This is a genomic window from Bradyrhizobium sp., assembly GCF_027451485.1.
Taxonomy (GTDB): domain Bacteria; phylum Pseudomonadota; class Alphaproteobacteria; order Rhizobiales; family Xanthobacteraceae; genus Bradyrhizobium.
Window position 1 is genome coordinate 43,679 of the sequence record NZ_DAIDJE010000046.1, and the last position, 26,127, is coordinate 69,805.

The 26,127-nt window shown below is 61.3% G+C and carries 26 protein-coding genes and 1 tRNA gene; 15 read left to right on the top strand and 12 right to left on the bottom strand.

Annotation, left to right across the window (positions count from 1 at the left end; genetic code table 11):
- Positions 1–10: 10 nt before the first annotated feature.
- The 3 genes from secE to NEZ08_RS06795 all read right to left on the bottom strand — a co-directional run bounded on the left by secE (position 11) and on the right by NEZ08_RS06795 (position 1,505).
- On the bottom strand, positions 11–202 hold the full coding sequence (gene secE / locus NEZ08_RS06785) for a preprotein translocase subunit SecE (RefSeq protein WP_298105748.1): 192 nt from the start codon (positions 200–202) through the stop codon (positions 11–13).
- Between the two features lie 394 nt (positions 203–596).
- The gene (locus NEZ08_RS06790; RefSeq protein ID WP_298105594.1) at positions 597–965 is read right to left on the bottom strand and encodes a hypothetical protein; all 369 of its coding nucleotides are present in this window, start codon (positions 963–965) and stop codon (positions 597–599) included.
- Between the two features lie 464 nt (positions 966–1,429).
- A tRNA-Trp gene (locus tag NEZ08_RS06795) sits at positions 1,430–1,505 on the bottom strand.
- Positions 1,506–1,672: 167 nt separating this feature from the next.
- Here NEZ08_RS06795 and NEZ08_RS06800 point away from each other — a divergent pair.
- Positions 1,673–2,896: a serine hydrolase gene (locus NEZ08_RS06800; RefSeq protein WP_298105596.1), complete on the top strand. Its 1,224-nt coding sequence runs from the start codon at positions 1,673–1,675 to the stop codon at positions 2,894–2,896.
- 84 nt (positions 2,897–2,980) lie between these two features.
- Here NEZ08_RS06800 and NEZ08_RS06805 read toward each other — a convergent pair whose 3' ends face one another.
- Both NEZ08_RS06805 and NEZ08_RS06810 read right to left on the bottom strand, forming a co-directional pair.
- A complete protein-coding gene (locus NEZ08_RS06805; protein ID WP_298105597.1) occupies positions 2,981–3,748 on the bottom strand; it encodes an SDR family NAD(P)-dependent oxidoreductase in 768 nt (255 codons plus the stop codon).
- An 89-nt stretch (positions 3,749–3,837) separates the two neighbouring features.
- Positions 3,838–4,542: a histidine phosphatase family protein gene (locus NEZ08_RS06810; RefSeq protein ID WP_298105600.1), complete on the bottom strand. Its 705-nt coding sequence runs from the start codon at positions 4,540–4,542 to the stop codon at positions 3,838–3,840.
- Between the two features lie 116 nt (positions 4,543–4,658).
- Between NEZ08_RS06810 and NEZ08_RS06815 the strand changes: the two genes are divergently transcribed.
- The 3 genes from NEZ08_RS06815 to NEZ08_RS06825 all read left to right on the top strand — a co-directional run bounded on the left by NEZ08_RS06815 (position 4,659) and on the right by NEZ08_RS06825 (position 7,594).
- Positions 4,659–5,444 carry an SDR family NAD(P)-dependent oxidoreductase gene (locus NEZ08_RS06815; protein WP_298105604.1) on the top strand — a complete coding sequence of 262 codons (786 nt, stop codon included), beginning with the start codon at positions 4,659–4,661 and terminating at the stop codon, positions 5,442–5,444.
- 148 nt (positions 5,445–5,592) lie between these two features.
- The gene (locus tag NEZ08_RS06820; protein WP_298105607.1) at positions 5,593–6,381 is read left to right on the top strand and encodes a hypothetical protein; all 789 of its coding nucleotides are present in this window, start codon (positions 5,593–5,595) and stop codon (positions 6,379–6,381) included.
- 37 nt (positions 6,382–6,418) lie between these two features.
- Entirely contained in the window at positions 6,419–7,594 is a 1,176-nt protein-coding gene (locus NEZ08_RS06825) for a cobalamin-independent methionine synthase II family protein (protein ID WP_298105609.1), read from the top strand.
- Positions 7,595–7,636: 42 nt separating this feature from the next.
- Here NEZ08_RS06825 and NEZ08_RS06830 read toward each other — a convergent pair whose 3' ends face one another.
- Together NEZ08_RS06830 and NEZ08_RS06835 are read right to left on the bottom strand one after the other, a co-directional pair.
- Entirely contained in the window at positions 7,637–7,828 is a 192-nt protein-coding gene (locus NEZ08_RS06830; protein ID WP_298105612.1) for a hypothetical protein, read from the bottom strand.
- 371 nt (positions 7,829–8,199) lie between these two features.
- Positions 8,200–9,051, bottom strand: a complete 852-nt coding sequence (locus NEZ08_RS06835; protein ID WP_298105614.1) for a hypothetical protein — start codon at positions 9,049–9,051, stop codon at positions 8,200–8,202.
- A 253-nt stretch (positions 9,052–9,304) separates the two neighbouring features.
- Here NEZ08_RS06835 and NEZ08_RS06840 point away from each other — a divergent pair, with 253 nt between their 5' ends.
- Positions 9,305–10,735 carry an amidohydrolase family protein gene (locus tag NEZ08_RS06840; protein ID WP_298105617.1) on the top strand — a complete coding sequence of 477 codons (1,431 nt, stop codon included), beginning with the start codon at positions 9,305–9,307 and terminating at the stop codon, positions 10,733–10,735.
- 18 nt (positions 10,736–10,753) lie between these two features.
- Here NEZ08_RS06840 and NEZ08_RS06845 read toward each other — a convergent pair whose 3' ends face one another.
- Positions 10,754–11,812, bottom strand: a complete 1,059-nt coding sequence (locus NEZ08_RS06845; protein WP_298105620.1) for a phosphotransferase family protein — start codon at positions 11,810–11,812, stop codon at positions 10,754–10,756.
- Positions 11,813–12,017: 205 nt separating this feature from the next.
- Entirely contained in the window at positions 12,018–13,253 is a 1,236-nt protein-coding gene (locus NEZ08_RS06850) for an acyl-CoA dehydrogenase family protein (protein ID WP_298105623.1), read from the bottom strand.
- A 203-nt stretch (positions 13,254–13,456) separates the two neighbouring features.
- Here NEZ08_RS06850 and NEZ08_RS06855 point away from each other — a divergent pair, with 203 nt between their 5' ends.
- Positions 13,457–14,155: a TetR/AcrR family transcriptional regulator gene (locus tag NEZ08_RS06855; RefSeq protein ID WP_298105626.1), complete on the top strand. Its 699-nt coding sequence runs from the start codon at positions 13,457–13,459 to the stop codon at positions 14,153–14,155.
- Positions 14,156–14,748: 593 nt separating this feature from the next.
- Here NEZ08_RS06855 and NEZ08_RS06860 read toward each other — a convergent pair.
- The 3 genes from NEZ08_RS06860 to NEZ08_RS06870 all read right to left on the bottom strand — a co-directional run bounded on the left by NEZ08_RS06860 (position 14,749) and on the right by NEZ08_RS06870 (position 16,616).
- Positions 14,749–15,636, bottom strand: coding sequence for a 3-keto-5-aminohexanoate cleavage protein (locus tag NEZ08_RS06860; RefSeq protein ID WP_298105630.1), 888 nt, complete (start codon positions 15,634–15,636; stop codon positions 14,749–14,751).
- A 92-nt stretch (positions 15,637–15,728) separates the two neighbouring features.
- Positions 15,729–16,112 (bottom strand): hypothetical protein, encoded by a 384-nt coding sequence (locus NEZ08_RS06865; RefSeq protein WP_298105633.1) that lies wholly within the window; start codon positions 16,110–16,112, stop codon positions 15,729–15,731.
- A gap of 246 nt (positions 16,113–16,358) precedes the next feature.
- Complete coding sequence (locus NEZ08_RS06870; protein WP_298105636.1) at positions 16,359–16,616, bottom strand: hypothetical protein; 258 nt, start codon at positions 16,614–16,616, stop codon at positions 16,359–16,361.
- A gap of 689 nt (positions 16,617–17,305) precedes the next feature.
- Between NEZ08_RS06870 and NEZ08_RS06875 the strand changes: the two genes are divergently transcribed.
- From NEZ08_RS06875 to NEZ08_RS06915, 9 genes are all read left to right on the top strand, one after another.
- Positions 17,306–17,548 carry a helix-turn-helix domain-containing protein gene (locus tag NEZ08_RS06875; protein WP_298105638.1) on the top strand — a complete coding sequence of 81 codons (243 nt, stop codon included), beginning with the start codon at positions 17,306–17,308 and terminating at the stop codon, positions 17,546–17,548.
- Positions 17,549–17,618: 70 nt separating this feature from the next.
- The gene (gene hyfB / locus NEZ08_RS06880) at positions 17,619–19,619 is read left to right on the top strand and encodes a hydrogenase 4 subunit B (RefSeq protein WP_298105751.1); all 2,001 of its coding nucleotides are present in this window, start codon (positions 17,619–17,621) and stop codon (positions 19,617–19,619) included.
- Positions 19,616–20,572 carry an NADH-quinone oxidoreductase subunit H gene (locus NEZ08_RS06885; protein ID WP_298105641.1) on the top strand — a complete coding sequence of 319 codons (957 nt, stop codon included), beginning with the start codon at positions 19,616–19,618 and terminating at the stop codon, positions 20,570–20,572. Before hyfB ends, NEZ08_RS06885 begins: the two co-directional genes overlap by 4 nt.
- Before the next feature lie 2 nt (positions 20,573–20,574).
- A complete protein-coding gene (locus NEZ08_RS06890) occupies positions 20,575–21,237 on the top strand; it encodes a hydrogenase-4 component E (RefSeq protein ID WP_298105644.1) in 663 nt (220 codons plus the stop codon).
- Positions 21,234–22,673 (top strand): hydrogenase 4 subunit F, encoded by a 1,440-nt coding sequence (locus NEZ08_RS06895; RefSeq protein WP_298105646.1) that lies wholly within the window; start codon positions 21,234–21,236, stop codon positions 22,671–22,673. Before NEZ08_RS06890 ends, NEZ08_RS06895 begins: the two co-directional genes overlap by 4 nt.
- Positions 22,674–22,676: 3 nt before the next feature.
- On the top strand, positions 22,677–24,185 hold the full coding sequence (locus NEZ08_RS06900) for an NADH-quinone oxidoreductase subunit C (RefSeq protein ID WP_298105648.1): 1,509 nt from the start codon (positions 22,677–22,679) through the stop codon (positions 24,183–24,185).
- Between the two features lie 10 nt (positions 24,186–24,195).
- Positions 24,196–24,729: an NADH-quinone oxidoreductase subunit B family protein gene (locus tag NEZ08_RS06905; RefSeq protein WP_298105651.1), complete on the top strand. Its 534-nt coding sequence runs from the start codon at positions 24,196–24,198 to the stop codon at positions 24,727–24,729.
- A 277-nt stretch (positions 24,730–25,006) separates the two neighbouring features.
- Positions 25,007–25,441, top strand: a complete 435-nt coding sequence (locus tag NEZ08_RS06910; RefSeq protein ID WP_298105654.1) for a DUF2267 domain-containing protein — start codon at positions 25,007–25,009, stop codon at positions 25,439–25,441.
- Positions 25,438–26,115, top strand: a complete 678-nt coding sequence (locus NEZ08_RS06915) for an alpha/beta hydrolase (RefSeq protein ID WP_298105657.1) — start codon at positions 25,438–25,440, stop codon at positions 26,113–26,115. The genes NEZ08_RS06910 and NEZ08_RS06915 overlap by 4 nt, the downstream gene beginning before the upstream one ends.
- Positions 26,116–26,127: the final 12 nt, after the last annotated feature.

Below are 26,127 nucleotides of genomic sequence, written 5' to 3' on the forward strand. Positions count from 1 at the left end.
GTGCTTGCCATCAGTGGATGCCCAGAACCAATGTGACCAAATAACGGATGATCTGATCGGCGAAGAAGAAGAAGATCGACGCGAGCGCGACCATCACGAACACCATCATGGTGGTGATCATGGTTTCGCGGCGCGTGGGCCAGGTGACCTTGGCGGTCTCCGAGCGCACTTCCTGCAAGAATTTAAACGGGCTTGCCGCCATGGTGAGAGATCCGCATCCGTCGTCTGACGAATCAAAACTGTTGAACTTATGGAATCCAAACAGCCCGCTATCGCCCAGCCCTCTTTCTGAAGGTTGAGCCGGCTCGCGGGCTCGATTGTTCGGGGATTTCAAAGCCGCGCCGGATATCCGCGACTAACGGGCCGGCAGCAGGTGGCCGGCTATGTACTGCGGCAGGGGCAAAAGGTCAAGACAGGGCGGCAACGACAAGGTCAGGCGCCCTGCCAAGCGAAGCGGGGAAGCCATTGATCTTGCTGGCGGAGTGGATTTGCCCCACTGGCTGCGAATTCGAAAAGCGAATATCAAATCCCAACAAGTCAGAGTTGCCGGGGCTGAGCGCAGCGCGGTGGCTGGCCCAGCCCAGAACTACCTCAACTTAGTTTCCATAATAGACGACCGGCGCGCGGCCGACCACGACCGGCGGTAGGGCACGCTGCCAGACGCGGCCGTCGTCGAACTGAATACGCATCCCATCAGGCGAATAGACGGCGCTCTCGTTCTTGGCGTCGATCCAGAGCCGGCTCGCGGGTGCGTTCCAGTCCGGCCAAGCGTGATATGTCGCCCCCGTTTCTGTCGTCAGGTTCACGGAATCACCGTTCTGCGTGACGAAGACCGGTGCACCGATCATGCCGTCCCGGCACATCTGGATACAGCGGTACGTACCGGTCAGGTTGACCGTTTCGGCCGACGCGGCGGTCGCGAAGCAAGCCGCCGCGATACCCAAAGCCAGTGCTATTCGTTTCATCAGGATTGCTCCCTCATTTGCATGAAGACGAACCCGACAGAGCGGGTGCAGAACAATCACCGACGAAAGCCCTTCGTTCCCGGTTTCCCGAGGTTCCAGGGCGGCGGATGGAACTGCAGCACTGTTGGCGGTTCGAGTTTGTGGGACAAAGATGCGGCCACCTCTCGACGTGAGAAAGCCGGCGGGCGTTACGCCGCCGACTTTCTCATGCGGCTGTCGGCTCCGGCCTCCGATTCCACCGCCTCCAAGCCAAAGCATCCGCCCGGAATGGTTAATGATTGGTTACGAAGGTTTCGTTGACCCGCTGCCGCCGGCATAGGCCCGCTCAACGGCGCAAAGGGCGAATTGCCGACAGACGAAGACCGGGACCTTGGTGCGCCTACTTTTGATGGGGCGCGGCATCGGCGGAGCGCACGATCCGGCAGTTTTGTCACGCCCCCGCGGGGCTTAAACATTGATCTAGCTGGCAGGAGTGGAGAGGCTCGAACTCCCAACCCCCGGTTTTGGAGACCGGTGCTCTACCAGTTGAGCTACACTCCTGTGCGGATCGCGCGTTGCCGCCTGATCCGCGCCGTTTGAAGCATAGCGCGGGGGCGAATGGCAAGGGCGAAGCGGCCTGATCTCGTCAGGCACGCTCTTGTTTTCCAATCCGACCGGGTCAAAGAATAATCAAGAGACGAAAATAACAAAGATAAAGGGAGAGCATCATGTCCGCACAAACCGCCACGAAGCCAGCCTCGGGGCCGCAAACCCCGCCGTTGCCCGAGGCCAAGCCGGAATCGCTGGGACTGTCACCTTTGCGCTTGCGGCAGATGTCGGATGTTTTTCGTCGCGAGATCGACAAGGGAACCCTGCCCGGCGCAACCATCCTGGTCGCAAGAGGCGGCCAGGTTGGCTGGTTCGAAGCGCTTGGCAAGCAAAGCCCGGTGGAAAGTCGTCCGATGGCGCTGGATTCGATTTTCCGAATCTTTTCCATGACCAAGCCGATCGTTTCCATTGGCGTGATGATGCTGCTCGAAGATGGGCATTTCCTGCTCGACGATCCGCTTGCCAAGTTCATCCCTGAATTTGCCGACCAGAAGGTCGGCGTGGAGAACAACGGCAAGCTCGATCTCGTGCCGCTGAAGCGGGCGATCACCATTCAGGATCTGCTGCGCCACACGTCCGGCATCACCTACGAACATACCGGCAACGGCCTGGTGCAGCAGCTTTACCAGCAGTCACGGGTGCGCAGCCGCAAGATCACCAATGCGGAGCATGCGGCCCTGGTTGCGAGCATGCCGCTGATCTGCCAGCCTGGAGCGGAGTGGAATTATAGCCGCTCGACCGACATTCTCGGCCGTCTGATCGAAATCGTCAGCGGCAAGTCACTTGGCGCGTTCCTCACGGAGCGGATTCTGGCGCCGCTGCAGATGGGAGAAACCGCCTTCCATACTGCGGCGGAAAACGCCCCTCGCCTCGCCGAACCGTTCGCAGACGATCCGTGGAACGGCGACAAGATCCAGCTCTTCAACATGCTGGAAAAGCCGGTGATGGAATCCGGCGGCGGCGGTCTCGTCTCCACCACGATGGACTATGCGCGCTTTGCCCAGATGCTGCTCAACGGCGGCACACTCGACGGGGTCAGGATCATCGGCCGCAAGACGCTGGAATTAATGGCCTCCGATCATCTTGATCCGTCGGTCGAGATCAAGGGCACGCTGACGCAGCCCGGGCACAGCTTTGGCCTGGGATTTGGCGTGCGCACCGAAATCGGCATCGCACCGTTCTCGGGCTCGGTCGGCCAGTTCTTCTGGAGCGGCATGGGCGGCACCTTCTTCTGGATCGATCCGAAGGAGGATCTGTTCACCGTGTTCATGTCGCAGGCGCCCGGCCAGCGCGTCTATACCCGCACGCTGGTGCGCAATCTTGTGTATGCGGCGTTGGAATAAGACCTGCATCGCGGCGCGACATCCTCAGCCGCGCAATTTCGCAGCATAGCGCTAATGCGCGCCTCCGGATGACGCTCTTTCGCGTCAGCTGATCGTCGCGCCGCCGTCGATCACGATGGTTTGGCCGGTGGTGAACGAACCGGCTCGCGAGGCGAGAAAGACGGCCGCGCCAGCTATCTCATCCGGCTCACCGATCCGCAAGAGCGGCGAGCGCGCGGTCGAGGCCTTCAGCGTTTCCGGATTTTCCCACAGCGCGCGCGCAAAGTCGGTCTTGATCAGGCCGGGGGCGATGCAGTTCACGCGAATGTTGTACTGGCCATATTCGCAGGCGAGATTGCGCGCGAGCTGCATGTCGGCAGCCTTGGAAATCGCATAGGCGCCGAGCACGGTCGACCCCTTCAATCCGCCGATCGAGGAGATGATGGTGATCGAGCCGTCCTTGCGCTCGATCATCTGCGGCACGATCAGTGAGATCAGCCAGTGATTGGCGACGATGTTGTTGTCGAGGATCTTGCGGAATTGGTCGTCCGAAATGCCGCCCTGCGGACCATAGTAAGGATTCGAAGCAGCATTGCAGACCAGCGTATCGATGTGTCCGAACGCACGGTTGGTCTCCTCGACGAGATTCTTCAGATCGTCCTTGGTCGAAATGTTCGCGGCAACCGGCAGCGCAACCTGTTTGCCGGCCTTGTCGTTGATCGCGGTCGCAACTTCATCACAGGCCGCCTTCTTGCGCGAGGAGATGACGACCTTGGCGCCGTGCGCGGCCATGTGCTCGGCGATCGCCCGGCCAATGCCGCGCGAGGAGCCGGTGATGACGGCGACTTTTCCCGATAGATCGAACAGGTTCATGTCGTTTCTCCCCTTGGTCCGGCGCCGCCGGCTCTCTCATGATCGAGTTCATTCCGGTCGGAAGGACCGTTCCGGAATGCCAGGCTTGCTTATGCGAGCTTGCTCGTTTTCACCTCCGGCCCCGCCGGTTGATGCATCGCCCGGTGTGCCGCATCGGCAATCCAGGGCTGCTGATTGACCATGGGCAGCCGCCAGACGCTGATCGTTTCGCTCTTGATGTGGTCAAGGCGCGTCACCGAGCAATTGTCGATGTCGAAGCCAAGACCCTTTTCCGGTTGTCCGCCAAGCGCAAGGCCGATCGCCGCCTTGATTGTGCCGCCGTGGCCGACGGCAATGACGTCCTCTCCTGCGTGCTCGACATTGATCCGGTCGATTGCGCGACAGACGCGATCGTAGAGATCCATGAAGCTTTCGCCGCCCGGCGCGGGTTCAGCGATGTCGGCAAACCAATGACTGCCGACGGGCCGGCTGGCGAGAAAGGCGGCGCGGTTCATGCCCTGCCATCGGCCAAGATGCTGTTCGGCGAAGGCCGCTTCCTTTGCCATCGTCGCGGGCCTCGGAAAGCCGGCATCCCAGATCGCCTCAGCGGTCTGATGCGTGCGCATCAAGCTGCTGGCAACCCATACGGCCCGACGCGGCAACACTTTCGCCACTGCCTCGAACACGTAACGATCGCCGGTGTCACACGCGATGTCGGTCTGGCCGTAGATGTTGCCGCCGTCGCAACGAACCGGCGCGTGGCGTACCCACCACCACCGCGTTGTGACGACTCCGGCTTTGCTAGAGTTGGACATCGCGAAAACCCTTACATAATGTTGGTGCTAGTTCTCAAGTCACGTCGACGTTTGAAACTTTGTTAGAAATTCCGCAAGACGAAAACGTCACTCAAACCTCAAGCAGGGAGAAACCGATGGGCCGGCTCGAAGGCAAATCCGTCATTATTACTGGCGCCGGCAGCGGCATCGGTCGTGCGGCATCGCTTCTCTTCACCAAGGAGGGCGCCCGACTGATTGCCGTTGATCGCACCGAGGGCGTGAAAGAGACGGTCGATCAGGTGCGTCGAGGCGGTGGCACAGCGGATGCCATCATAGCGGATGCAGGTTCCGAAAAGGATGTGATCGGATTCATCGACAAGGCGATTGCCACCTATGGCAAACTGGATGCGATCTGGGCCAACGCCGGCGTTAGCGGTGGGCTGGTCCCGCTTTCCGAACAAACGGTTGAACATTGGCAAGAAATCCTGCGCATCAATCTGATCGGTCCGTTCCTGGCCATCAAGCATTCGATGCCGCATATGATCAAGCAGGGATCGGGGGCGATCGTCTGCACGGCTTCGGTTGCGGGGCTGAAATCGGGTGCAAGCGGTCATCCTTACGCGGCGAGCAAGGCCGGCGTCATCAGTCTCGTGCAGACCACCGCCTATTCGCTCTCCGGAACCGGCGTGCGGATCAACGCAGTCTGTCCCGGCCTGATCGAAACCGGCATGACAAAGCCGGTATTCGATCGCGCCAGGGAGCGAGGCACGCAGGACAAGATCGGTCAGCTCAATCCCCTAAAGCGCGCCGGCCAGCCGCACGAGCTCGCGGCCATGGGCCTGTTCCTGCTGAGCGACGAGGCGTCCTACGTGAACGGACAGGCGTTTCCGGTGGACGGCGGCCTCACCGCCTCCATGCCCTACACGGGCAAACCGATTTGAGCCGCAAATTAGCAACGCTGAGGCCCTGTGGGGCTCGACAAAAGCGAGCTCGGTGGCAAACGATGACGCTTGACGGCAGGCTGATCGATGCTGTCGACTCACGAGCTGTTGGTACCTGCGAAATGCCCGCATCGCGGCCATTGATCCGATGTCCTCGCGTTCTATTATTTCCGCCCGCATACAGATAGCCTTCTTCGCAGTGCTGGTTCTGCTCACCATGGCCGCTTCCCTGTCGGTCGATCTGAGCAAGTTCCAGGAGCGAGGTCCGACGCGAGGCAGTCTGGCGGTGTTGCAAGGGATCAGCAGCCCCGGCGAACTCGAGGGCGCACTCAAACAGCACCCTTCGGATAATGTGCTTCAGTTGATGGCGAAGGCCACCAAGGTGGTTGACAACACCAAGGCTGCGATCAACCAGCTGTCCGCGCGGATCGAGCCGGCGGGGCTTTCGAAGGACTTGAACTTTGGCTCGGCCAGCCTTGACGAGATCGGCTCCTTTCGCCGTGATCTGAAGACGGCGGAAGCTAATGCGGCGGCCTTTCTTCCGCGCTATGCCGCGATCCTGACCTCTGAGCAGGAGCAGATCAAAATCGCGGCCGTTTCATCCCACGTACCCAAGGAACTCTCCGATCAGTTGCTGGATGGTGTCAGGCAACGCCACGCCAAGATGCTGAACGCCATTTCAAAGGTTTTGACCGCACGCACCGACTACTATCGCGCCTACGACAACTACGTTGCATTTCTGTCGAGCGAACTAGGCTCCTTCAAGGTGGTTGCCGGACAATTGATCTTTGCCAATCAAGGGGCGGTCGAGCGCTACAACGCTGCGGCGCAGGCCATGACCTCGGCCGGAAGGCGGGTCAACGAACTGGAAACGGACCTGAAAAAGCACGACCAATCGCTGCCGGAAGAATGGCTGCGGCTGACCGCCGCCAAGTAACCGGTCACAGAAAAAGAAACACGGAGCCAGAAAATTTATGCGTCGCAGCAATGATCGTATCCTCGTCACGCATACCGGCAGCCTACCGCGACCGCCTGCGCTGACGAAGCTCTATGCCGCGCGTTCGCGTGGTGAACCGGTTGATCCGGTCGAGGTTGAGCGGGCCGGCCACGCCGCGTTGCAGGAAATCGTCCCCAAGCAGATCGAGGCCGGCATCGATGTCGGCAACAACGGCGAACAGCAGCGAGAAGGTTTCTTCCTTCACGTCCGCCACCGCATGACCGGATTCGGCGGGTCATGGAAACGCTGGCCGCGAGCAGATGTCGAGGCCTATCCGAAGTTCAAGCGCGCGCTGGAACAGCAATTCGCCAGCAGGGAGATGGTCAGCAATTTTGCGCCTCCGAAAGTCGTGGGTGACATCAAATATATCGGCGCCGCCGAGGCCACGCGCGAATGCACGGATTTTCGCGACCTGATGGAGGCGCGAAAGCGCGCCGGCTCAAAGGGGTTTGCCGAAGCATTTCTCACCGCACCATCGCCCGGTATCGTGGTCGCAGCAATCCGCAACGAGCATTACGACACCGAAGATGCCTATCTTGCCGCAGTCGGCCGCGCGCTTCAGGTCGAATATGAGGCGATCGCGAGCCATGGCTTTCTGCTTCAGCTCGACTGCCCGGACCTCGCGCTTGAGCACCACATCTCGTTTCAGGACCGCCCGATTGGCGATTTCCTGGACTTCGTCGAGCGCGTGGTCGCGACCATCAACGATGCGCTGCGCAACATCCCGCGCGAAAAGGTCCGCATGCACGTGTGCTGGGGCAACTACGAGGGGCCGCACGACCGCGACGTGGCGCTGGAGACAATCTTGCCGCTGATTGCGCGGATGAATGTCGGGGCACTTGTGTTGCCCTTCGCCAATCCCCGCCATGCACACGAGGTGCGTTGCCTTGCGGGAAAGCCGATCGCCGACGATCAGATCATCGTCGCCGGCGTCATTGATTCCACGACAAACTTCGTCGAGCACCCGGAAGTCGTGGCGGAGCGGATTGAACGCGTCGCCAGAACCATTGGCGATCCGACGCGCGTCATCGCCGGCACCGACTGTGGCTTTGATACTTCGGCCGGCGCCGGCCGCGTGGCGGACGATGTGGTGTGGGCGAAATTGCGCGCGTTGAGCGAAGGCGCCCGCATTGCCTCGGACAGGCTGCTTTAGGCAGCCTGCCGCTGCTCTGTCGGAATAGTCAATCGTAAAGCGCTAGCGCTCGTTGGCAACGTTTCGGAGCACGATCTCCGAGAGGCGGACCACGAGTTTTCTCAAGCGAGCATTTTCTTCAAGCAATGAGACGACATCGTCGTCCGCGTAATCGCAATCGGTAAAATCATCCGGCCCAAATGCCGATCCATCAAGTTCTTCAAGTGCGCTGTGGTGCGGTTGTGCGGGTACCATGGCCAATTCCCCAATACTTTTATTAGCCGAACATGACCCCAGTTCTTCCACCCGACGTCAGACTGCCGTGAGTCGAGGGCGGTTTTGAGACGAAAGTGAGAATCTGTTGCGGCGATTGAAGTGGAAGCTGCGATCTCACCGCCGTGAAATGCGGCGCTGCCCGGATTAGACCGCATTTGCGCCGCGGCGCTGGCGGATTGCTTGAAGAATTCTGAAGAAACACGTCCGCTTGGTAACCTATGTTATCCGGATGTGCAGTTTCAGAATGCGGCCTGCTGAATCAACGCCGCGCGCGCGGCCGGCAAGTTTACACGTTCTCAGATTCCGAAGTTCGCAACTACGGTGCCGCAAGACGATGCGAACCTCGAAAATCACGACACGACGAGACGGCCTTCAACCGCGTAGAACACGCATAGCGCCAGGCTGGCCCAGACGGCCGCGCTGAAATAAAGCGACATCCAGGCGATTTCTTCCCTCCATTCGGAAAGATCGTGAGTAACGACCCAGCGCGTGCTCACATCGCGTAATCCCTCAAGCGGTGGCAAACGCCTGCTGCCGAGCGCAACGTCAGTCCGCCACCGCTTCAGGTACATCGGCACGTCCACGGTCATCAAAAACGCGAGATAGACCACGATGCCGACAGCCGAGACCGCGAGAACGAAACGGACCGCGCCGTCGAATTCCGGCAGCATCCGGCACAGCCCGACGCCTGCAATGAAAAAGGCGACCGCCCAGAGCGAATTCTCGATGGCATTGAAAAGATAATTCGTGGTGATGACCGCATACCAGGAGAAGCATTCAGCAATCAGAATCAGCGGCACGATCGTCCACGCGGCGTTCACCGCGGTTTCGGCGCCCGTCGTCGTCCCCAACTGCAGAAGGATCATCGTCCATTGCGCGGCGAAACAAACCTCCGCAACGGTTGCCACCGAGCGCCCGACCGCAACGCTCGACAGCCAGGTATCGAACAAGCAGATTCGCTGCACGTCTGCGCGCGGTAATAGTGAGCGAAAAGCGCAGCCGAATACATAGGCCGCGCTGAGCAGCAGCATGATTTCCATGCCCGGCACGCGGCCCGAAGCGCCTGCCATATGAAGCTGCCGGTACATCAAGATCCATGCGACGACGTTGAAGCCGCTGACCAGCGTCAGCATCGCCCACCACCAGGACACCGGATTTGACCAGGCCAGGGAAGTTGGCCGCGCCTGAAATTCCGACTGCATCGACATCTCCGCGTCACCCAACAGACATCCGGTCATATTAATTCTGTCATAAAATATGGCGAATCACGACTCGGAAATTTCTCGCTTCCCGCTCACGCCCGTGGGCGGCTGCAAGGCCCTGGCGCAGCGCCAAACCGCGCAGACCGGTCGCCACGGCCGCCAATTTGTGCAAGAAGCACCCAGCGGACACACTCGGTTACCAATGATCCGCCAGCAGATGGTCGGCGAAACGCCGATGCGGGAGAGGAAACAAATGTGTGAAGTTTGCAGGCGGGATTTTATCAGCGGCGCGGCCGCACTCGGCACGGCGGGACTGCTTTCGTCATCGCTGATGGCACAGCCTCCGAGCGGCGATACCGGCTCAACGCGATTGCCCGCGCGCGGCGAGTTCACCATCAGCAATGCTTACGTGATGACGATGGAGCACGATTTCGGCGACCTGCCGGGCGCGTCCGTGCATGTGCGCAATGGCGAGATTGTCGCCGTAGGCAAAGCTGCCACCAGCGGCGGCGAGCAGATCGACGGCACAGGCATGATCGTGATGCCGGGTCTCGTCGAGACCCACTGGCATATGTGGAATACGATTTTCCGCAGTTTTGCGGGAGACAAGCCTGAAGAGGGCTATTTCCCGACGGTCGCACGCTTCGGCCAACAGATGACGCCGGACGACATTTTCCAGAGCACGCGCCTTGCGGCGGCCGAAGCCATCAACTCGGGCATGACCTTCGTGCATTCCTGGTGTCACAATGTGCGAAGCACGGCCCATGCGGAAGCCGACATCCGCGCGCTGAGCCAGGCCGGCATCCGTGCGCGCCACTCCTGCGGATGGCCGCAGGGCCTGCCTGATACGCAGTCGGCCGATCAGACGCCGATCGAAACCCTCGCCAGGAACTGGAAGGACTATTCGAACGAAGGCCTGTTGACGCTTGGCATGGGTTGGCGCGGACAATTCCGCGCCGGTCCCATCAAGCCCGAGGTGTATCAGCCGGAGTTCGACAATGCCCGCAAGCTCGGCTTGCCGATCACGGTGCATGTCGCTTCCGCCGCGCATCGTGCGGTCGGCCAGGTCGAACTGCTCCATAAGTCGAACCTCATGGGCAAGGACGTTCAACTGATTCACGCGCTGGCCATCACGCCGGCAGAACTTGAGATGATCGACAAATCGGGCGCCTCGATTTCAACGTCGCCGGGATCCGAACTGCGCATCGGCTACGGCTTCCCGATGATCTCGGAAATACTGGCAACACGCATTCCAATCGGGATCTCGATTGACACATCAGCGTTGACCGGAAACTCCAATCTGTTCGGCGTGCTCAAGCTCGCGCGCGATTGCGAAAACGCCCGCGCCGAGAGCGAATTCAAGATGACGGCGCGAAGAGCGCTCGAACTCGGCACCATCGAAGGCGCCCGTTCCATGGGGATCGACGATCAGGTCGGCTCGCTCAGGCCGGGAAAGCGCGCAGACCTGATCATGATCAGCCCGAACGCGCTCAACATGGCCGTCGTCACCGATCCGGCGCACCTCGTGCTGGAAGCAACCACACCGGAAAATGTCGACACCGTCGTGGTCGACGGCCGCATCCTCAAGCGCGGCGGCAAGCTCACCGCCATCGACACGGCAGAAGTCATCACCGGCGCACGGACTGCTCTCGCCGGCATTCGCGAACGCACCAAATGGCGGTAAGACGCAATCCGGCAGGCGCTAAACAGCGCCCGCCTTTTGCGCGTAATCCCAGGACGCTTTTGAGAGCGGCACGGTCCGTGCCGCCGATTCCATCGCTTTGGCGCTTGCGGCGGTACCGTCGCGGATGCGTCCGGCAATGCCCTGCGTGATGCAGGCAAGCCGAAACAGGTTGTAGGAAAAGTACCAGTTCAACTCCGGCACCGCACTGCCGGTGACGCGGCAATAGATTTGCGCGGCCTCTTCCAGCGTCGGGATGTTGAGTGCGGCAAGGTCGGCGTTGGCAAGACCCGGCATCGTCCACTGCATCAACAGGTAGGTGAAATCCGCCATTGGATCGCCGAGCGTCGAGAGCTCCCAGTCCAGAACCGCGATCACCCGCGGCTCGACGGGGTGGAAGATCATGTTGTCGAGCCGATAGTCGCCATGGACAATGGAAACGCGCTCCTGGCTCGGCACGGTGCGCGGCAGCCATTCGATCAGTTTCTCGACCTCGGGAATGTGCTTGGTCTCGGAAGCGCGGTATTGCTTGGTCCAGCGATCGACCTGGCGCGCGAAATAGTTGCCTGGTCTGCCGAAGTCTGCCAGCCCGATCGCCTGCGGATCATAGGTGTGGAGTTTGGCGAGCGTCTCGATCTTGTCGGTGAAGATCGCGCGCCGCATCTCCCGCGTCTGGCTCGGCAGCGTCGGATCCCAGAACACGCGCCCTTCTTCCATCGACATGATGTAGAAGGCGGCACCGATCACCGCATCGTCGGAGCAAAGCGCGTAAGCCTTGGCGACGGGAAAACCCTGCTTGCCGAGCGCGGAAATCACGCGGAACTCGCGGTCCACCGCATGTGCCGACGGCAGCAGCTTTCCGAACGGCTTGCGACGCATCACGTAGGAACGCGCCGGGGTGTCGAGCCGGTAGGTCGGGTTCGACTGGCCGCCCTTGAATTGCAGAACGGTCAGCGGGCCCTGGTAGCCCTCGACGTGCTGGCGCATCCAGGCGTCGAGGCTGATCTCGTCGATCCGGTGCCGCTCCTCGACCGGCTTGGTGCCGGAAAATTCCTCGTCGCTTCTGACGCCTTCGGCCACTGCGTTTTCCTCGACTCGATCTTCCGTGATTCCAGGATGGTGCGACGCGACAAAATTGTTATTCAATTTTGCGCCGGGCACCAGACCTCAGATGCGCAATTGCGCATCCGAGAATCGAAATTCCGGATTCGACGCAGGGCCGGCCGACAGGCCGACCCGTTGGCATCGCTCCGGAATGACAGTGACGAGAACCCCGTCGGGCCTCTTACTTTGCCGGAGCGTTGGCATACTTCCGAAGCTCGAGCCTGGCAATGGCACGGTTGTGGACCTCGTCCGGACCGTCGGCAAGTCGCATCGTGCGCATCGAGGCGTAGTCGCGCGCCAGACCCGCATCGTCGGAAACGCCGGCAGCGCCGAACGCCTGAATGGCCTGGTCGATGATCTTCAGCGCCATGTTGGGCGCGGCGACCTTGATCATGGCGATCTCGAGCTGCGCGGTCTTGTTGCCGACCTTGTCCATCATATCGGCCGCCTTCAGGCACAACAGACGGTTCATCTCGATTTCGGTGCGGGCTTCCGCGATCCGCTGCTCCCAAATCGAATATTCGATGATCTTCTTGCCGAAAGCGGTGCGCGAGGACAGCCGCTTCACCATCTTCTCCAGTGCCTCCTCGGCCTTGCCGATGGTGCGCATGCAGTGATGGATGCGGCCGGGACCCAGACGACCTTGCGCGATCTCGAACCCCCTCCCCTCGCCGAGCAGGATGTTGCTGGCGGGAACGCGCACGTTCTCAAGCAACACCTGGGCATGGCCATGCGGAGCATCGTCGAAGCCAAACACCGGCAGCAGCTTTTCGATGGTGATGCCGGGCGTGTCGAGCGGCACCAGGATTTGAGACTGCTGCTGATGGCGCGGCGCCTTCGGATCGGTCTTGCCCATCAGGATCGCGATCTTGCAGCGGGGATCGCCCACGCCCGACGACCACCATTTGCGGCCATTGATGACGTAGTGATCGCCGTCGCGTTCAATGCGCGTCTCGATATTGGTGGCATCTGAGGAAGCCACCGCCGGTTCCGTCATCAGGAAGGCGGAGCGGATTTCGCCGTCCATCAGCGGCCGTAGCCACTTGCGCTTCTGCTCCTTGGTGCCATAGCGCATGAACACTTCCATGTTGCCGGTGTCCGGCGCCGAGCAATTGAAGACTTCCGAAGCCCAGCCGATATGGCCCATTTCTTCCGCCAGCGGCGCATATTCGAGGTTGGTCAATCCCGCCCCACGGAATTCATCGTCCTCGTGGGAGGAAGGCGGCAGGAACATGTTCCAGAGGCCCTCGGCACGGGCCTTCTTCTTCAGCTCCTCGACAATCGGAATTACTTTCCAGCGCGGACCCTTCTCGTCTTGCTCGCGGTAGATCGGCACCGCAGGGCGGACATGATTTTTCATGAATGACCGCACCCGGCCTAGCCATTCCTGCTGGCGTTCCGACATCGTGAAGTCCATGGGCGTTCCTCATCGTTGGATTAAATTGATTGGCGGCGACTTTCTCGCCACCGGCGGTCGTCTGCAAGTCCATTTCGAGAAGCCCGGCAATGCCTGGATTCGATCGCCCTGGCGAAGCGCCCGTCGGATCAACCCCGCATTGACATCGCGGCGTTCAAACCATAGTTTCATACAACTGTTTGAATTGCAATACGGCCCTCCCCATGCCGTCAGACCGGACCCGCGCCCTGATACTGGATGCCGCCGAACGGCTTTATGCCGAACGCGGCTTCGGCGACGTCACGCTGCGCGACATTGTCGCCTCCGCCGGCGTCAATCTTGCGGCCGTGAACTATCATTTCGGTTCCAAGGATGAACTGATCGCGGAACTATTCGTCACCCGCGGCATCGCCACCAATCGTGAGCGGCTCGCTGAACTGAAAGCCGCGGAATTGGCCGGCGGCGGTCGCGCAGACGTGAAGGCGGTCCTGCGCGCGCTGGTCGGCCCTACCCTGCGCGCGTGCCTCGGGCCGGAGACCGAGCGGTCGACGGCATCCCGCTTCATGATCCGCGCCTCGATCGAATCCGTGCCGCCGATCCGCCGCATCAAGAACCGCGAAGTCGACCACTTGCGGAAATTTGCCGGGGCGCTGCACCGCGCGCTGCCCGATTGCGACGAGGCGGACATCTATTGGGGCCTGCATTTCGCGCTGGCCATGGCGCATCAGACCACCCGGGACACCGAGCGCCTGGCCAAGCTGTCGGAAGGAAAATGCAACGTCGATGATGTCGAGGCGGTGATCGACCGCATCGTCGATGCCGCGGCGATGACGCTGACGACGCGCACGGGTGCGAGCACAAACCCGGCCCGAAACGACGCGAAGACCATGGCGGCGCGTCGCACGGAGAAGCTGAAGGGCTGAGCGCTCGAAGCATGCTTCCACTTTCTCGCGGCGCCGCTCGCACCCGAGTTTTGCTGATGCCCTCGTCAAAAGGGCGCAGGGAATGCCGGGTGTAAGGCTCACCCGCGGCCTCGTGTGCAGCAAAGAAAGCATACGAGTGTAGTCACCACAGGTTCGCCGGAACATCCCGGGATTCCCGCACGCGAATGGTTTTAACGGTTTCCTTCGTGCTCGCCTCGGAGACCGGGCTTTGTTGTCTCCGTCGTCGGCGCGTCTGCCGAAGCATCCATGCCGATTTGATATCAGCGTCGAGGCAACAGGACCACACGCTTTCGCCGTCCGCGCGTTCGCCGTTCGTCTGTCGACAAGCCCGCGTCCACATGGGGTACATCCTCGACCCAACGTTTCGTGACGATCGCGAAGCGCCCCTTGAAGCAAGGCGGGACGGCAAGCTGCAGCGGGCAAATGCTTTCCGTGGAGCTTTCGTGTTCCGGACGCGATGCTACATCAAATGATGCGACGCATATCCGGGACTTCTGTTTGGGCGTGAGAACGACGCGCCCTGGATCAGCAACGCAGCGCTAAAGCGCTGCGTCCGGCGACGACGATACGAATCAGGAGAGTCTGAGCATCGCTCGCGCCTCGGTGGGCGTGGCGACGGCAGCGCCGAGATCTTTCAATATCTGCGCGGCATGCGCGACGAGTTCGGCGTTGCTTTTCGCCAGCACGCCCTTGGACATATAGAGGTTGTCTTCCATGCCGACACGCACATGACCGCCGAGCAGCCAGGACTGTGCCACCATCGGAAATTCAGACCGGCCGATACCGAAGCCGGCCCAGATCGAGCCTGCCGGCAACAGATTGCGCGCGTACATCATCGTTTCCGGCGACGGATCAAAACCGTATTTGACGCCGAGCACCAGCGTGCAGAGCGGCGGCCCTTGCAACGTTCCGTCAGCGATGAGGTCGCGCGCGAGGTGAATGTCACCGGAATCAAACAGCTCCAGTTCCGGCAGCACGCCGGCCGCGCGCATCCGCGCCGCCATCTTCCGGACGTTGGGCGGGGTGTTGATCACGACCTGCCCGCCGGAATTCATGGTATTGAGATCAAGGGTGCATATTTCGGGCCTGAGGATTTCAACGTGCTCTACCCTCTTTTCCGGCGCCATCAGCGTCGTGCCGGGGCCCGCGACCTTCGGATCTTCTTCCGACGGCACGAACCGCCCGCCCGGCCCTGTCGTCAGGTTGATGATCAATTTCGGATTCTTGGCGCGAATGCGGTCGATCACGTCGCGATAGAGATCGATCGACATCGAGGGACGGCCCGTTTCGGGATCGCGCACGTGGATGTGGGCGATCGAGGCCCCGGCTTCCGCAGCCTCGAGCGCGCTGTCGGCGATCTGCTGCGGGGTGATCGGCAGATAAGGCGACTGGTCCGGCCGGGTGATATTGCCCGTGATCGCGCAGGTGATGATGACTTTAGGGTGCGGTTGATACGCCATGGCGCGCTGCCTTCGTCGGCTTGGTTGAGCTTGTCGATTTGAATTAGCGCAAGGAGGCACCTCAGGCGAGCCGTTCCCCGGGCTCGACCCCATCAGCCTTTCTTTTCGGCAGCCTTTTTCTTTGCGGTCAGCGCCTTCGTCTCGCCTGCCTTTAGCTCTTCGAGGGCATTCCTCATCGCTCGCGCATAGCTGTCGGCGGCGTTTTCGGCGGTGATCTGCAAGCGCCGCGCGGCGGCGCCGGCCAGCAACATCATGTCCTTGGCGGTTTGCTTGAGACGTGCCTTGCTCTCTTTGGTCTTGGCCTTGGCGGCCAGACCCATCAACCGGGCCTGGCGCTTCTTCGCCTCCCCCATCAGCGCCTTGTGTTGGGTCTTTCCGATGGAGCGGATCACACCATCAAGATCTGTTTCGGCCATTTCTGATTCCTGAAAATGTGACGCGATCTCTTCGCGGGCCTTCGCCGCGGCCGATTTCAACCATAGCGGATTTTGGTCCGTCAACAGCATTTCGCGGCAGCGCCGATTTTAATGCCGTTTTATCGATGTCGCGCAGACAACATGTCCGGTCAGGCGCGCCCTCGGCGAGCACGGCCTCCACGCAGGATCAAAGGACGGCGCATACCGTGACCATTGTCTCACCCCTGATCGGGCGTGACGCGAAAAAATACCCCGCTCCATCTGTGGGATGAAGCGGGGCTTTGTCTTCTGGAATGCTGCTTCTATCTAGAATGACGCAGATGCATAGGCGTTACGGAAGGCAATGGCGCCGGCCAAGGATCGCGGCCGTGTCCGCACCGCATGGCCATCATTGCCGCTCTGAACGATCCATTGTCCGTTCTCGCGTCCGACAATCTTGCCAACGTGATGGCTCCAGACCACGATCGTGCCGACCGACGGGCCGCCGGCGTTGGTGCCATAGTGCGCCCACGCGCGCGCGAGGTTGTATTGAGGTCCCGGATCGGAGCCGACCAGTTGACGCATGTACCATCCACACCAGGCAGCCGGCCGGCCTCCCAAACGCGCGCGCCTGTAGCTCGAGTGCTCATAGCCCGAACTTCCGAATCCGGAAGCTGAGCTCGAGTATCCGTACCCCTCAGCTTGTTGCCGCTCGTGGCGATGGGCATGGTGTGAATAATGGTGTCGGGCATAGTGTCGATAGTGGTGATGCTGGGTTCGCGCCTCCGCACTCGTTGCAAATGCAAATAGCAATGCACTCGCCGCAACGAATCTACGCATACTGTCTTCCTTCGTGCTGTTGAGGAGAAAAGGATCGCTTTGCGATCCAAGGCCGCGTGACCCGGGGATGGTCACTTCGATGCGGCCCGAACGATGAGGCCGAAATTGATTCGACCTGACCGCCTTTAAAGAACGGGGTGTGGCCTGAATGTGGCGGAGGAATGCAGCAGGAACAATGGGATATGCGCTCGTGCATGGAACGCTTTGAGCGCATTTGCACGCCTCGGACCGGGCCCAGGGTGAGCTTCAGGGGCGGCTCGGGGGTTTACCAAACATCGGCAATGCCAATCCCCAAAAAGGCCCCGCGTTCGCGCAATGCCACCAGGCACGGCCAAAGCGGACTAATGATGCTAAAACCGCATTATTTGATGGTTGACACATCAATATGAGGAGATTAGACCAAACCGAATCTGCAATCTCAGCGAGTCTGCCGAATGATCACCGCCGCCCAACTGCGCGCCGCGCGTGCATTGCTTGGCATTGATCAGCGCGAACTCGCGCTACGCTCCAGTCTTTCATTGCCGACGATCCAGCGGATGGAGGCATCCGATGGGGTGATCCGAGGCAATGTCGACTCCTTGATGAAGCTGGTCGAGGCGCTGTCAACGTCCGGCATCGAGTTGATCGGGGACGGCGCGACGAGCATCGGTGGCGGTCGGGGCGTGCGGCTAAAATGACGAATGATCGGCATCACGACCCTAGAGAGACGGGCATGCTTTCGGCGCAGGGGATGCGAAAGCGGTGATGATGGTCGGGGCACTTTATGCAGTCGCCGTTCTTCTGGCGCTAGCGCCGGCTTCGATAGCGCTGTCCAAATATGCCCGAGCATCCAACATCATTTACGGCGCGAGCCTCGTGGCATCGGCAGCCCTATGCAGCATGGGCACCGTCCAACTGCTCAGTCGATCGCGTGCAGCCGTTGCGCTGGTGCTTCCAATCGGATTGCCGTGGCTGGGGGCGCATTTTCGTATCGACGCGCTCGCGGCATTCTTTCTCGCCGCAATCAATTTCGGAGGCGTGGCCGCGAGCCTGTTCGCCCTCGGCTACGGACGCCACGAACACGCTCCCGGGCGCATATTGCCCTTCTACCCGGCCTTTCTTGCCGGCATGAACCTGGTGGTGATCGCGGGCGACGCCTTCAGTTTTCTCGTCGCCTGGGAGTTCATGTCGCTGTCGTCCTGGGCGCTTGTCGTTGCCCATCACCGCGAACAGGAAAATGTCCGCGCCGGTTACATCTATCTTTTGATGGCGAGCTTCGGCACCCTGGCGCTGCTGCTCGCCTTCGGTTTCCTTGCCGGCAGCAGCGGCCACTACGATTTCGACAGCATCCGTGCCATCCACCTGCCGAACGGGCTGGCGGCAATTGTCCTTTTGCTTGCCCTGATCGGTACCGGATCCAAAGCCGGCCTTGTACCGCTTCATGTCTGGCTGCCGCTGGCGCATCCGGCAGCGCCAAGCCATGTCTCGGCGCTGATGAGCGGCGTGATGACCAAGGTTGCGGTCTACGCGTTCATCCGCATCGTGTTCGACCTGCTCGGACCGCCGGCGTGGTGGTGGAGCGTGACCGTGCTGGCGGTCGCCGGACCGACCGCAACGCTGGGCGTACTCTATGCGCTCATGCAGCGGGATTTAAAGCGCCTCCTCGCCTACAGCACCATCGAGAATATCGGCATCATCTTTTCGGGTCTCGGGCTTGCGCTCGCCTTCAAGGCCCAGGGACTGGATTGGATCGCGGCGCTCGCCTTCACGGCGGCACTCTTGCATGTCGTCAATCATTTGCTTTTCAAGAGCCTGTTGTTCTTCGGCGCAGGAGCGGTGCTGAATGCGACCGGCGAACGCGACATGGAAAAGCTTGGCGGTCTCATTCATCGCATGCCGAAAACCGCGGCCGCGGTGCTGGTCGGCTGTGCGGCGATTTCCGCTCTGCCACCCTTCAACGGCTTCGTCTCGGAATGGCTGACGTTTCAGGCCATCCTGCTCAGTCCTCAACTGCCATCCTGGGCACTCAAATTGTTGATCCCGGCGGTCGGCGGCCTGTTGGCGCTGGCCGCGGCTCTTGCAGCGGCGTCTTTCGTCAAGGCCTTCGGGGTGAGCTTCCTGGGGCGTCCCAGAACGCCCGAAGCCGCTGCGGCGAAAGAAACCGACGCGCTATCGCTTGCCGCCATGGGCGCGCTCGCCGTCCTGTGTCTGGTCGCCGGCATTCTGCCCGGGCTGCTGATCGATTCCCTGGCCCCCGTCACCACCGCGATGGTCGGTCACAGCATGCCGCATCAGGCCGATCTGGCCTGGCTTACGATCGTGCCGATAGCCGAAAGCCGCAGCTCGTATAACGGCTTGCTCGTGCTCGCCTTCGTGACGCTGTCCGGCTCGCTTGCAGCGCTTGCGATACATCGCCTTGCGTCCGATCGGCTGCGGCGCGCACCGGCCTGGGATTGCGGTTTTCCTGACTCCAATCCTGCCATTCAGTACACCGCTTCGAGCTTCTCGCAGCCGATCCGCCGCGCCTTCGGCAGCGTCGTGTTCGCAGCGCGGGAGATCGGCGAAATGCCTCCGCCGGGCGCGTTGAGCATTGCGCGATTGACTGTCCGACAGCGCGACCTGATCTGGGACTTTTTATACGCACCGCTCGCCGACGGCATAGCGACAGTTACCGAACGAATCAACGTCCTGCAATTCCAGACCATTCGCCGCTATCTCAGTCTCGTTTTCATCGCTCTCGTACTCCTGCTTCTGGTGCTTGCGCTATGAACCTCGTGTACGGTCTGCTGCTGCAGGGTGCGCAGATGGCGCTGGTGTTGGCCCTGGCGCCGCTGCTCACGGGTTTCGTCCGCAAGATCAAAGCCCGCCTGCTTCGTCGGCGCGGAGCGCCTCTGCTACAGCCCTATCGCGATCTCGTCCGCTTGCTGCGCAAGGATGTCGTGCTGGCGGAGAACGCCTCCTGGCTGTTTCGCGTCACGCCCTACGTCATCTTTGCCGGAAGCTGGGTCGCTGCGTCGCTGGTGCCGACCTTCGGCACAGGCCTGTTGTTCTCCTGGACGGCTGACCTCATCGCGATCACGGCGCTGCTCGGCAGCGTGCGGTTCTTTTTGGCGCTCGCAGGCATGGATGTCGGCACAAGCTTCGGCGGAATCGGCTCGAGCCGCGAAGTGATGATCGCCTCGTTCGCCGAACCGGCAATGCTGATCACCGTGTTTGCGGTCGCAATGATTGCCGGATCGACGCAGCTTTCGACGATCTCGGAATTCATGAGTTCGCCCGCTGTCGGCTTGCGTGTGTCGCTTGGCCTTGGCTTGTTTGCGTTGATCATGGTCGCGCTGGCGGAGAACGCCCGCATTCCGATCGACAATCCCGCAACCCATCTAGAGCTGACGATGGTCCACGAAGCCATGGTGCTGGAATATTCGGGCCGCCATCTCGCGCTGATCGATCTCTGCTCCGAACTGAAGCTCCTGCTCTATATTTCCCTCATCTCCTGCTTGTTCTTTTCCTGGGGCGAAGCCCCGCCCGGTGCCGGTCTGACGGCGCTCGCTGTCGGCGCAGCCGCGTATGCTGCCAAGCTTGCCCTGGGTGGACTACTGCTCGCGGTATTCGAGACATCGATCGCGAAAATGCGGGTGTTTCGCGTGCCGGAATTCCTCGGAATCGCGCTGATGCTGGCCCTGCTCGCGACGCTGTTGCGATTTGTATCGGGGAGCCTCTGACGATGGGCCGGCTGGAATTCGATATCGCGCATCTGCTCGCCGGGTCTCTGGTGCTGATCAGCTTCATGATGCTTTATCAGGATCGGCTTTATGCACTTCTGAACACCTACGCCCTGCACGCCGGAGTCCTCGCTCTGTCGGTCGCCTGGCAGGCCTTCGTTCAGCAGGCGCCGCATCTGTACATCACGGCGCTTATCGCGCTGGGCTTCAAGGCCATCATTATCCCGCTCGCCCTGCACCGGATCATCGTTCGACTTGGCATTCACCGGGAAGTCGAAACCGCCGTCGGCTTCGGCCTGACCATGCTCACCGGCATCGGGCTCGTCGCACTTGCAATGGTGCTGATGCTTCGAATCACGCCCGGTGCCGATCCGTTGGCGCGCGAGGACCTCGCGTTTTCGCTTTCCGTTGTCTTGCTGGGACTTCTGGTCATGGTGACGCGGCGCAATGCAGTGAGCCAGGTCGTCGGTTTCATGTCGCTGGAAAACGGTCTGGTTCTGGCGGCGACTGCCGCGAAAGGCATGCCTCTGGTCGTCGAAATCAGCATCGCTTTCTCGGTGCTGATCGCATTCATCGTCATCGGAATATTCCTGTTCCGGATCCGTGAACGGTTCGACACGGTTGACCTTCAGGCGCTCGATCGCTTTCGGGGAGAACGGCGATGAGACTGGACGCGCTCGAAGCCATCCTGCTGATCCCGGCGGCCGCGGCCGGCGTTCTGGCTGTGTTTCCGAGCTACAAGCTTACCGCGCGGCTCAACGTGCTCGCGGCATTCTTGACCTTCGCCACGGCGCTGTCGTTGTTTGCAGTCGAACCAAGCTCCGGGCAGTATCTTCTTCTCGATGACTTGAACCGGGTATTCATCGCACTGACCACGCTCATCGGTTTCACAACGAGCTTGTTCAGCGCCAGCTATATCGGTCACGAGATCGCGATTGGCCGGCTCACGCCGATCCTCATCCGCTTCTACCACGCGATGTACCAGGTGCTGATGTTTGCGATGAACCTTGCTCTCGTCGCAAACAATATCGGGCTGATGTGGGTCGCAATCGAGCTCGCCACGCTGACGACCGTATTGATGGTCGGAATGTACCGCACGCATGAGGCGCTCGAAGCCGCCTGGAAATATTTCATCCTCGGCAGCGTCGGCATTGCGCTCGCGCTGTTCGGCACCATCCTGGTCTATATGGCTGCACGGCCGGTCGTCGGGGAAGGGTTGGACGCAATGGTGTGGACCGTCCTCATCACGCGCGCCTCGCAGTTCGATCCCGCGCTGCTTAATGTCGCGTTTGTGTTCCTGTTACTTGGCTATGGCACCAAGGTCGGGCTTGCGCCCTTGCATGCCTGGCTTCCCGATGCCCACGCGGAAGGACCGACCCCGATCTCGGCGGTTCTGTCCGGTCTCCTGCTCAATGTCGCCCTTTACGCGCTGCTTCGCTTCAAGCTCCTTCTGGCCGTAAACACGGGCGCGATTGCGCCCGGGCCGCTGATGGTGATCATGGGCCTGATCTCCGTGATATTCGCCGCGCTGATGCTGTACAGGCGGCGCGACATCAAGCGGATGTTCGCCTATTCCTCGATCGAGCATATGGGCATTATCGTCTTTGCGTTCGGCATGGGCGGCCCGCTCGCCAACTTCGCCGGTCTGTTGCACATGACGATGCATTCGCTGACCAAGTCGGCAATCTTCTTCGCCGTCGGGCACATCGCTCAGGTCAAAGGTACACAGAAACTTGCCGATCTTGGCGGTCTTACCGTCAGCAATCCGGTGCTTGGCTGGGGGCTGGCGCTGGGGGTCGTCGCAATCGCCGGCCTGCCGCCGCTCGGCATTTTCATGAGCGAGTTCCTGGTGGTGAGTTCGACCTTCGCCCGCGCTCCCTGGCTCGCCATCCTTCTCGGTATCGGAATTCTGATCGCCCTGGGCGGGCTGTTTCTCCGGTTGAATACCGTCCTGTTTGGTGATCCGCGAGGGCCGACCGCACCGACTGAGGCTTCCTATGTGCCGATGTTCGTGCATCTGGCTATCGTGCTTGCCGCGGGCATCTATCTGCCGCCGACATTCGTGAGCGGCTTCCAGAACGTAGCCAATCTTCTGGGGTGAGTCATGGCGTTGCTTGACGGCATTCCCTGCAGTTCCGCCGTTACCTCTCATCGACCCTGGCCGCGCGTGGTCGTCGATGCCGACGGCTGGCAGAAGGCGATTGACCGCCTTGTCGCCAACGAGATCGTGCTGCTTGGTCTATGGGGCGATGCCGACGTCGTCCACATGGCACTCGCCTGCCCCGAAGGCGATGCGATCGCCGTTATCAGCCTGGAGTGCCGCGGCGGCACTTTTCCGAGCGTCGGCGCGCGGCATGCCCCGGCGCGGCGTTTGGAGCGCGCGATCAGCGATCTTTTCGGGCTGGAGGCTGCCGGCACCCCCGACGACCGGCCCTGGCTCGATCATCAGCGGTGGGATTGCGCCCATCCGCTCGGCAAAGGCGGACGCCCGAAGCAAGCCATCCCCTATCGCTTCCTGCCAAGCGAAGGCGAGGGTCTGCATCAGGTCGCCGTCGGCCCTGTCCACGCCGGCATCATCGAGCCCGGCCATTTCCGTTTCGCCGCCAATGGCGAATTCGTGGTGCGGCTGGAAGGACGGCTCGGCTACGTTCACAAGGGTATCGAAGCCCTGATGAGCGGCGCGACGCTGGACGGCGCCGCGCGGCTCGCGTGCCGCACATCGGGAGACAGCGCCGTCGCCTACTCCTACGCATTCGTTTCAGCGGTCGAATCGGCGCTGCAGATCGAGGTACCGGCCCGCGCCGTCTATCTGCGTGCATTGGCGGCCGAGTTGGAGCGGCTCGGCAACCATTTCGGCGATATCGGAGCGATCTGCAACGACGCATCGTTCGCATTGATGCATGCACAAACCGGAATTTTGCGCGAGCGATGCCTGCGCGTGGCGGAGACCTGTTTCGGCCATCGGTTGATGATGGATCTCATCTTGCCCGGCGGCTTGGCGCGCGACCTCGCCGTTGATGGGCATGCAGCCGTCACGGGCCTGCTCGCCGAAATCGACCGGGCATTTCCGCGCCTGATCGAACTCTACGACAAGACGGCCTCGCTCCAGGACCGTACGGTCGGAACCGGCGTGGTGAAGCCGGCCTATGCGCGCCTGTTCGGGGCCGGCGGTTACGTCGGCCGCGCGTCCGGCCGTCCATTGGATGCCCGCCGCTCTCCTGGCTACGCACCCTATCGCGATCTTTCTTTCGAAGTGCCGACGCTCCAGGAGGGCGACGTCAATGCCCGCGTGTGGATTCGAATCAGGGAAGTCGAGCAGAGCGTGCAGCTGATCCGGCAAATCCTCGCTCAGCTTCCCGCCGGCGCCATCCGGGCCGCGCTCCCCTCAAGCGGCGAACCGGCCGAGGGACTGGCGCTGGTGGAAGCTTTTCGCGGCGACGTGCTGGTCTGGGTCCGGCTTGACGAAGATCGCCGGATAGCGCGCTGTCATCTCCGCGATGCGTCATGGTTCCAGTGGCCGCTGGTCGAAGCGGCCATTGAAGGCAATATCATCGCCGACTTCCCCCTCTGTAACAAATCCTTCAACTGCTCCTATTCGGGGCACGATCTGTAAGAGGCAAAAGATGCGCAGGACTCTTTTGCAAAGCATTGTCCGGGGGCCGCTCACCGAAGCTACTCCAGAGCCGGACGAAGCCGCGCTCGCCGAGCTCGCATGCAGCGTCGATCATGCCGCCCGGACGCGGCTTGGGCGCTCACTCGCGATCCGTCAGGTCGACGCGGGCTCCTGCAACGGGTGCGAATTGGAAATCCATGCCCTGAACAATGCGTTCTATGACATCGAACGCTTCGGCTTCCGCTTCGTGGCATCTCCGCGCCATGCCGACGTCCTCCTGGTTACCGGCCCTGTGACGAAGAACATGCGTGAGGCCCTCAATCGCGCCTATAACGCGGCTCCAGACCCGAAATGGGTTGTTGCCGTTGGCGGCTGCGCGCGCGATGGCGGTCTATTCGCCGGAAGCTATGCCTGTCTCGGGGGCGTCTCGCAGGTGATCCCGGTCGATCTTCATATCCCCGGCTGTCCCCCTTCTCCGACGCAGCTCCTTAAGGGGCTGCTGGCGCTGTTGCAGCATGCAGGAGCGAACCTTCCTTCATCATAGGGAACGACGATTGATCTCGACGTGAGAACACCCCGAGCGGGGCTGCCATCCGGAAGGCATTTTCGTCGAACCGTTCGAGCCTAGCAGAATCTGACCGCGTCTCTTCCGCACTGCCATGTCGGGCTTCCGCCATGCATCCCGGCGTCTTCGGTATCGGCTTTTTTGAGACGCCACTTTGCGCACGCGGCAGAACACTCCGCTCACTCCGTTTGATCCACATCAAGCCGGTTTGCTTCCGATCCTGCTTGGCTTTGTTTCCCAACGCGATGGAGCCGTCATGAATACGACAGGGGTCACCGTTCTGGATCACACCGTGCAACAGACCAACGTCTGGCTGAAGGGCGTTGAGGACGAATTGGCGCTCGATAGTCGTCAACAGGCCTACAACGCGCTTCGGGCTGTCCTGCACGCATTGCGGGATCGACTTCCTCCGGAAGTCGCGATCAAACTTGGCGCCCAACTGCCGATCCTGGTGCGCGGCTTCTACTACGAAGGCTGGCACGCAGCGGGAACACCGACGCGGGAGCGTCATCTCGAAGATTTTGGCGACCATGTCGCATCAGAGCTTCCGAAGGACTTTCCGGTCAGCGCCCTAACGACCGCGCGCGCCGTGTTCGAAATACTCTGGGAAAAGCTCGACCCCGGTGAGTTCGAGAAGGTGCTGAACCATTTGCCGGCGTCGCTCAGAGCCATGAGGCGCGGCGCCACATGAGCAGGTACGGAATTCTTCCCTCGAGTTCCGTGACTTCCCGCAATGTCGCAATCCCTCCTGTCGGCCTTGCGGGTATTTTGACCGTGCCGATGGGGACGGCAGGGCTCGTCGTCTTCGCCCATGGCAGCGGCTCAAGCCGCTTCAGCCCTCGCAATACGGCTGTGGCGCAGGCTTTGAATGATCGACGTTTCGCTACCCTGCTGTTTGACCTTTTGACCCCATGGGAAGAAGCCGATCGAGCCAAGGTGTTCGACATTTCCCTGCTTGCGGAGCGTCTCGTCGATGTCGTGCAGTGGCTCGGGGGCCAGGAACAGATGATCGCCAAACTTCCCCTCGGCCTGTTCGGCGCCAGCACAGGTGCCGCGGCAGCGCTGGTCGCCGCCGCCCGGTTGCCGGCGCGGATCGGCGCAGTCGTCTCACGCGGCGGTCGCCCGGATCTCGCCGGCGACACGCTTCCGCTGGTCCGCGCGCCGACCCTTCTCATCGTCGGCGGCGCCGACGAGGCAGTCATTGAACTGAACGAAGCGGCATTGGCCCGGCTGCACGGGCCAAAGGCGCTCGAGATTGTCGAGGGCGCGACGCATCTTTTTCCCGAAGCGGGAGCAATGGATGTCGTGATTGATCATGCCTCTCGATGGTTCGATCGATATCTTGCGAAGTCGACCGGCCTCTAGCGCCCAGGCTGG

What these genes read in the sequence shown, in the direction of transcription:
- NEZ08_RS06805 (WP_298105597.1), bottom strand. Translation starts at nt 3,748, where the DNA reads ATGAACCTGTTCGATCTATCGGGAAAAGTCGCCGTCATCACCGGCTCC.
- NEZ08_RS06905 (WP_298105651.1), top strand. Translation starts at nt 24,196, where the DNA reads ATGCGCAGGACTCTTTTGCAAAGCATTGTCCGGGGGCCGCTCACCGAA.
- NEZ08_RS06915 (WP_298105657.1), top strand. Translation starts at nt 25,438, where the DNA reads ATGAGCAGGTACGGAATTCTTCCCTCGAGTTCCGTGACTTCCCGCAAT.
- NEZ08_RS06810 (WP_298105600.1), bottom strand. Translation starts at nt 4,542, where the DNA reads ATGTCCAACTCTAGCAAAGCCGGAGTCGTCACAACGCGGTGGTGGTGG.
- hyfB (WP_298105751.1), top strand. Translation starts at nt 17,619, where the DNA reads ATGGTCGGGGCACTTTATGCAGTCGCCGTTCTTCTGGCGCTAGCGCCG.
- NEZ08_RS06835 (WP_298105614.1), bottom strand. Translation starts at nt 9,051, where the DNA reads ATGCAGTCGGAATTTCAGGCGCGGCCAACTTCCCTGGCCTGGTCAAAT.
- NEZ08_RS06790 (WP_298105594.1), bottom strand. Translation starts at nt 965, where the DNA reads ATGAAACGAATAGCACTGGCTTTGGGTATCGCGGCGGCTTGCTTCGCG.
- NEZ08_RS06870 (WP_298105636.1), bottom strand. Translation starts at nt 16,616, where the DNA reads ATGCGTCAACTGGTCGGCTCCGATCCGGGACCTCAATACAACCTCGCG.
- NEZ08_RS06855 (WP_298105626.1), top strand. Translation starts at nt 13,457, where the DNA reads ATGCCGTCAGACCGGACCCGCGCCCTGATACTGGATGCCGCCGAACGG.
- NEZ08_RS06890 (WP_298105644.1), top strand. Translation starts at nt 20,575, where the DNA reads ATGGGCCGGCTGGAATTCGATATCGCGCATCTGCTCGCCGGGTCTCTG.
- NEZ08_RS06885 (WP_298105641.1), top strand. Translation starts at nt 19,616, where the DNA reads ATGAACCTCGTGTACGGTCTGCTGCTGCAGGGTGCGCAGATGGCGCTG.
- secE (WP_298105748.1), bottom strand. Translation starts at nt 202, where the DNA reads ATGGCGGCAAGCCCGTTTAAATTCTTGCAGGAAGTGCGCTCGGAGACC.
- NEZ08_RS06875 (WP_298105638.1), top strand. Translation starts at nt 17,306, where the DNA reads ATGATCACCGCCGCCCAACTGCGCGCCGCGCGTGCATTGCTTGGCATT.
- NEZ08_RS06910 (WP_298105654.1), top strand. Translation starts at nt 25,007, where the DNA reads ATGAATACGACAGGGGTCACCGTTCTGGATCACACCGTGCAACAGACC.
- NEZ08_RS06900 (WP_298105648.1), top strand. Translation starts at nt 22,677, where the DNA reads ATGGCGTTGCTTGACGGCATTCCCTGCAGTTCCGCCGTTACCTCTCAT.
- NEZ08_RS06895 (WP_298105646.1), top strand. Translation starts at nt 21,234, where the DNA reads ATGAGACTGGACGCGCTCGAAGCCATCCTGCTGATCCCGGCGGCCGCG.
- NEZ08_RS06820 (WP_298105607.1), top strand. Translation starts at nt 5,593, where the DNA reads ATGTCCTCGCGTTCTATTATTTCCGCCCGCATACAGATAGCCTTCTTC.
- NEZ08_RS06830 (WP_298105612.1), bottom strand. Translation starts at nt 7,828, where the DNA reads ATGGTACCCGCACAACCGCACCACAGCGCACTTGAAGAACTTGATGGA.
- NEZ08_RS06860 (WP_298105630.1), bottom strand. Translation starts at nt 15,636, where the DNA reads ATGGCGTATCAACCGCACCCTAAAGTCATCATCACCTGCGCGATCACG.
- NEZ08_RS06800 (WP_298105596.1), top strand. Translation starts at nt 1,673, where the DNA reads ATGTCCGCACAAACCGCCACGAAGCCAGCCTCGGGGCCGCAAACCCCG.
- NEZ08_RS06850 (WP_298105623.1), bottom strand. Translation starts at nt 13,253, where the DNA reads ATGGACTTCACGATGTCGGAACGCCAGCAGGAATGGCTAGGCCGGGTG.
- NEZ08_RS06825 (WP_298105609.1), top strand. Translation starts at nt 6,419, where the DNA reads ATGCGTCGCAGCAATGATCGTATCCTCGTCACGCATACCGGCAGCCTA.
- NEZ08_RS06815 (WP_298105604.1), top strand. Translation starts at nt 4,659, where the DNA reads ATGGGCCGGCTCGAAGGCAAATCCGTCATTATTACTGGCGCCGGCAGC.
- NEZ08_RS06840 (WP_298105617.1), top strand. Translation starts at nt 9,305, where the DNA reads ATGTGTGAAGTTTGCAGGCGGGATTTTATCAGCGGCGCGGCCGCACTC.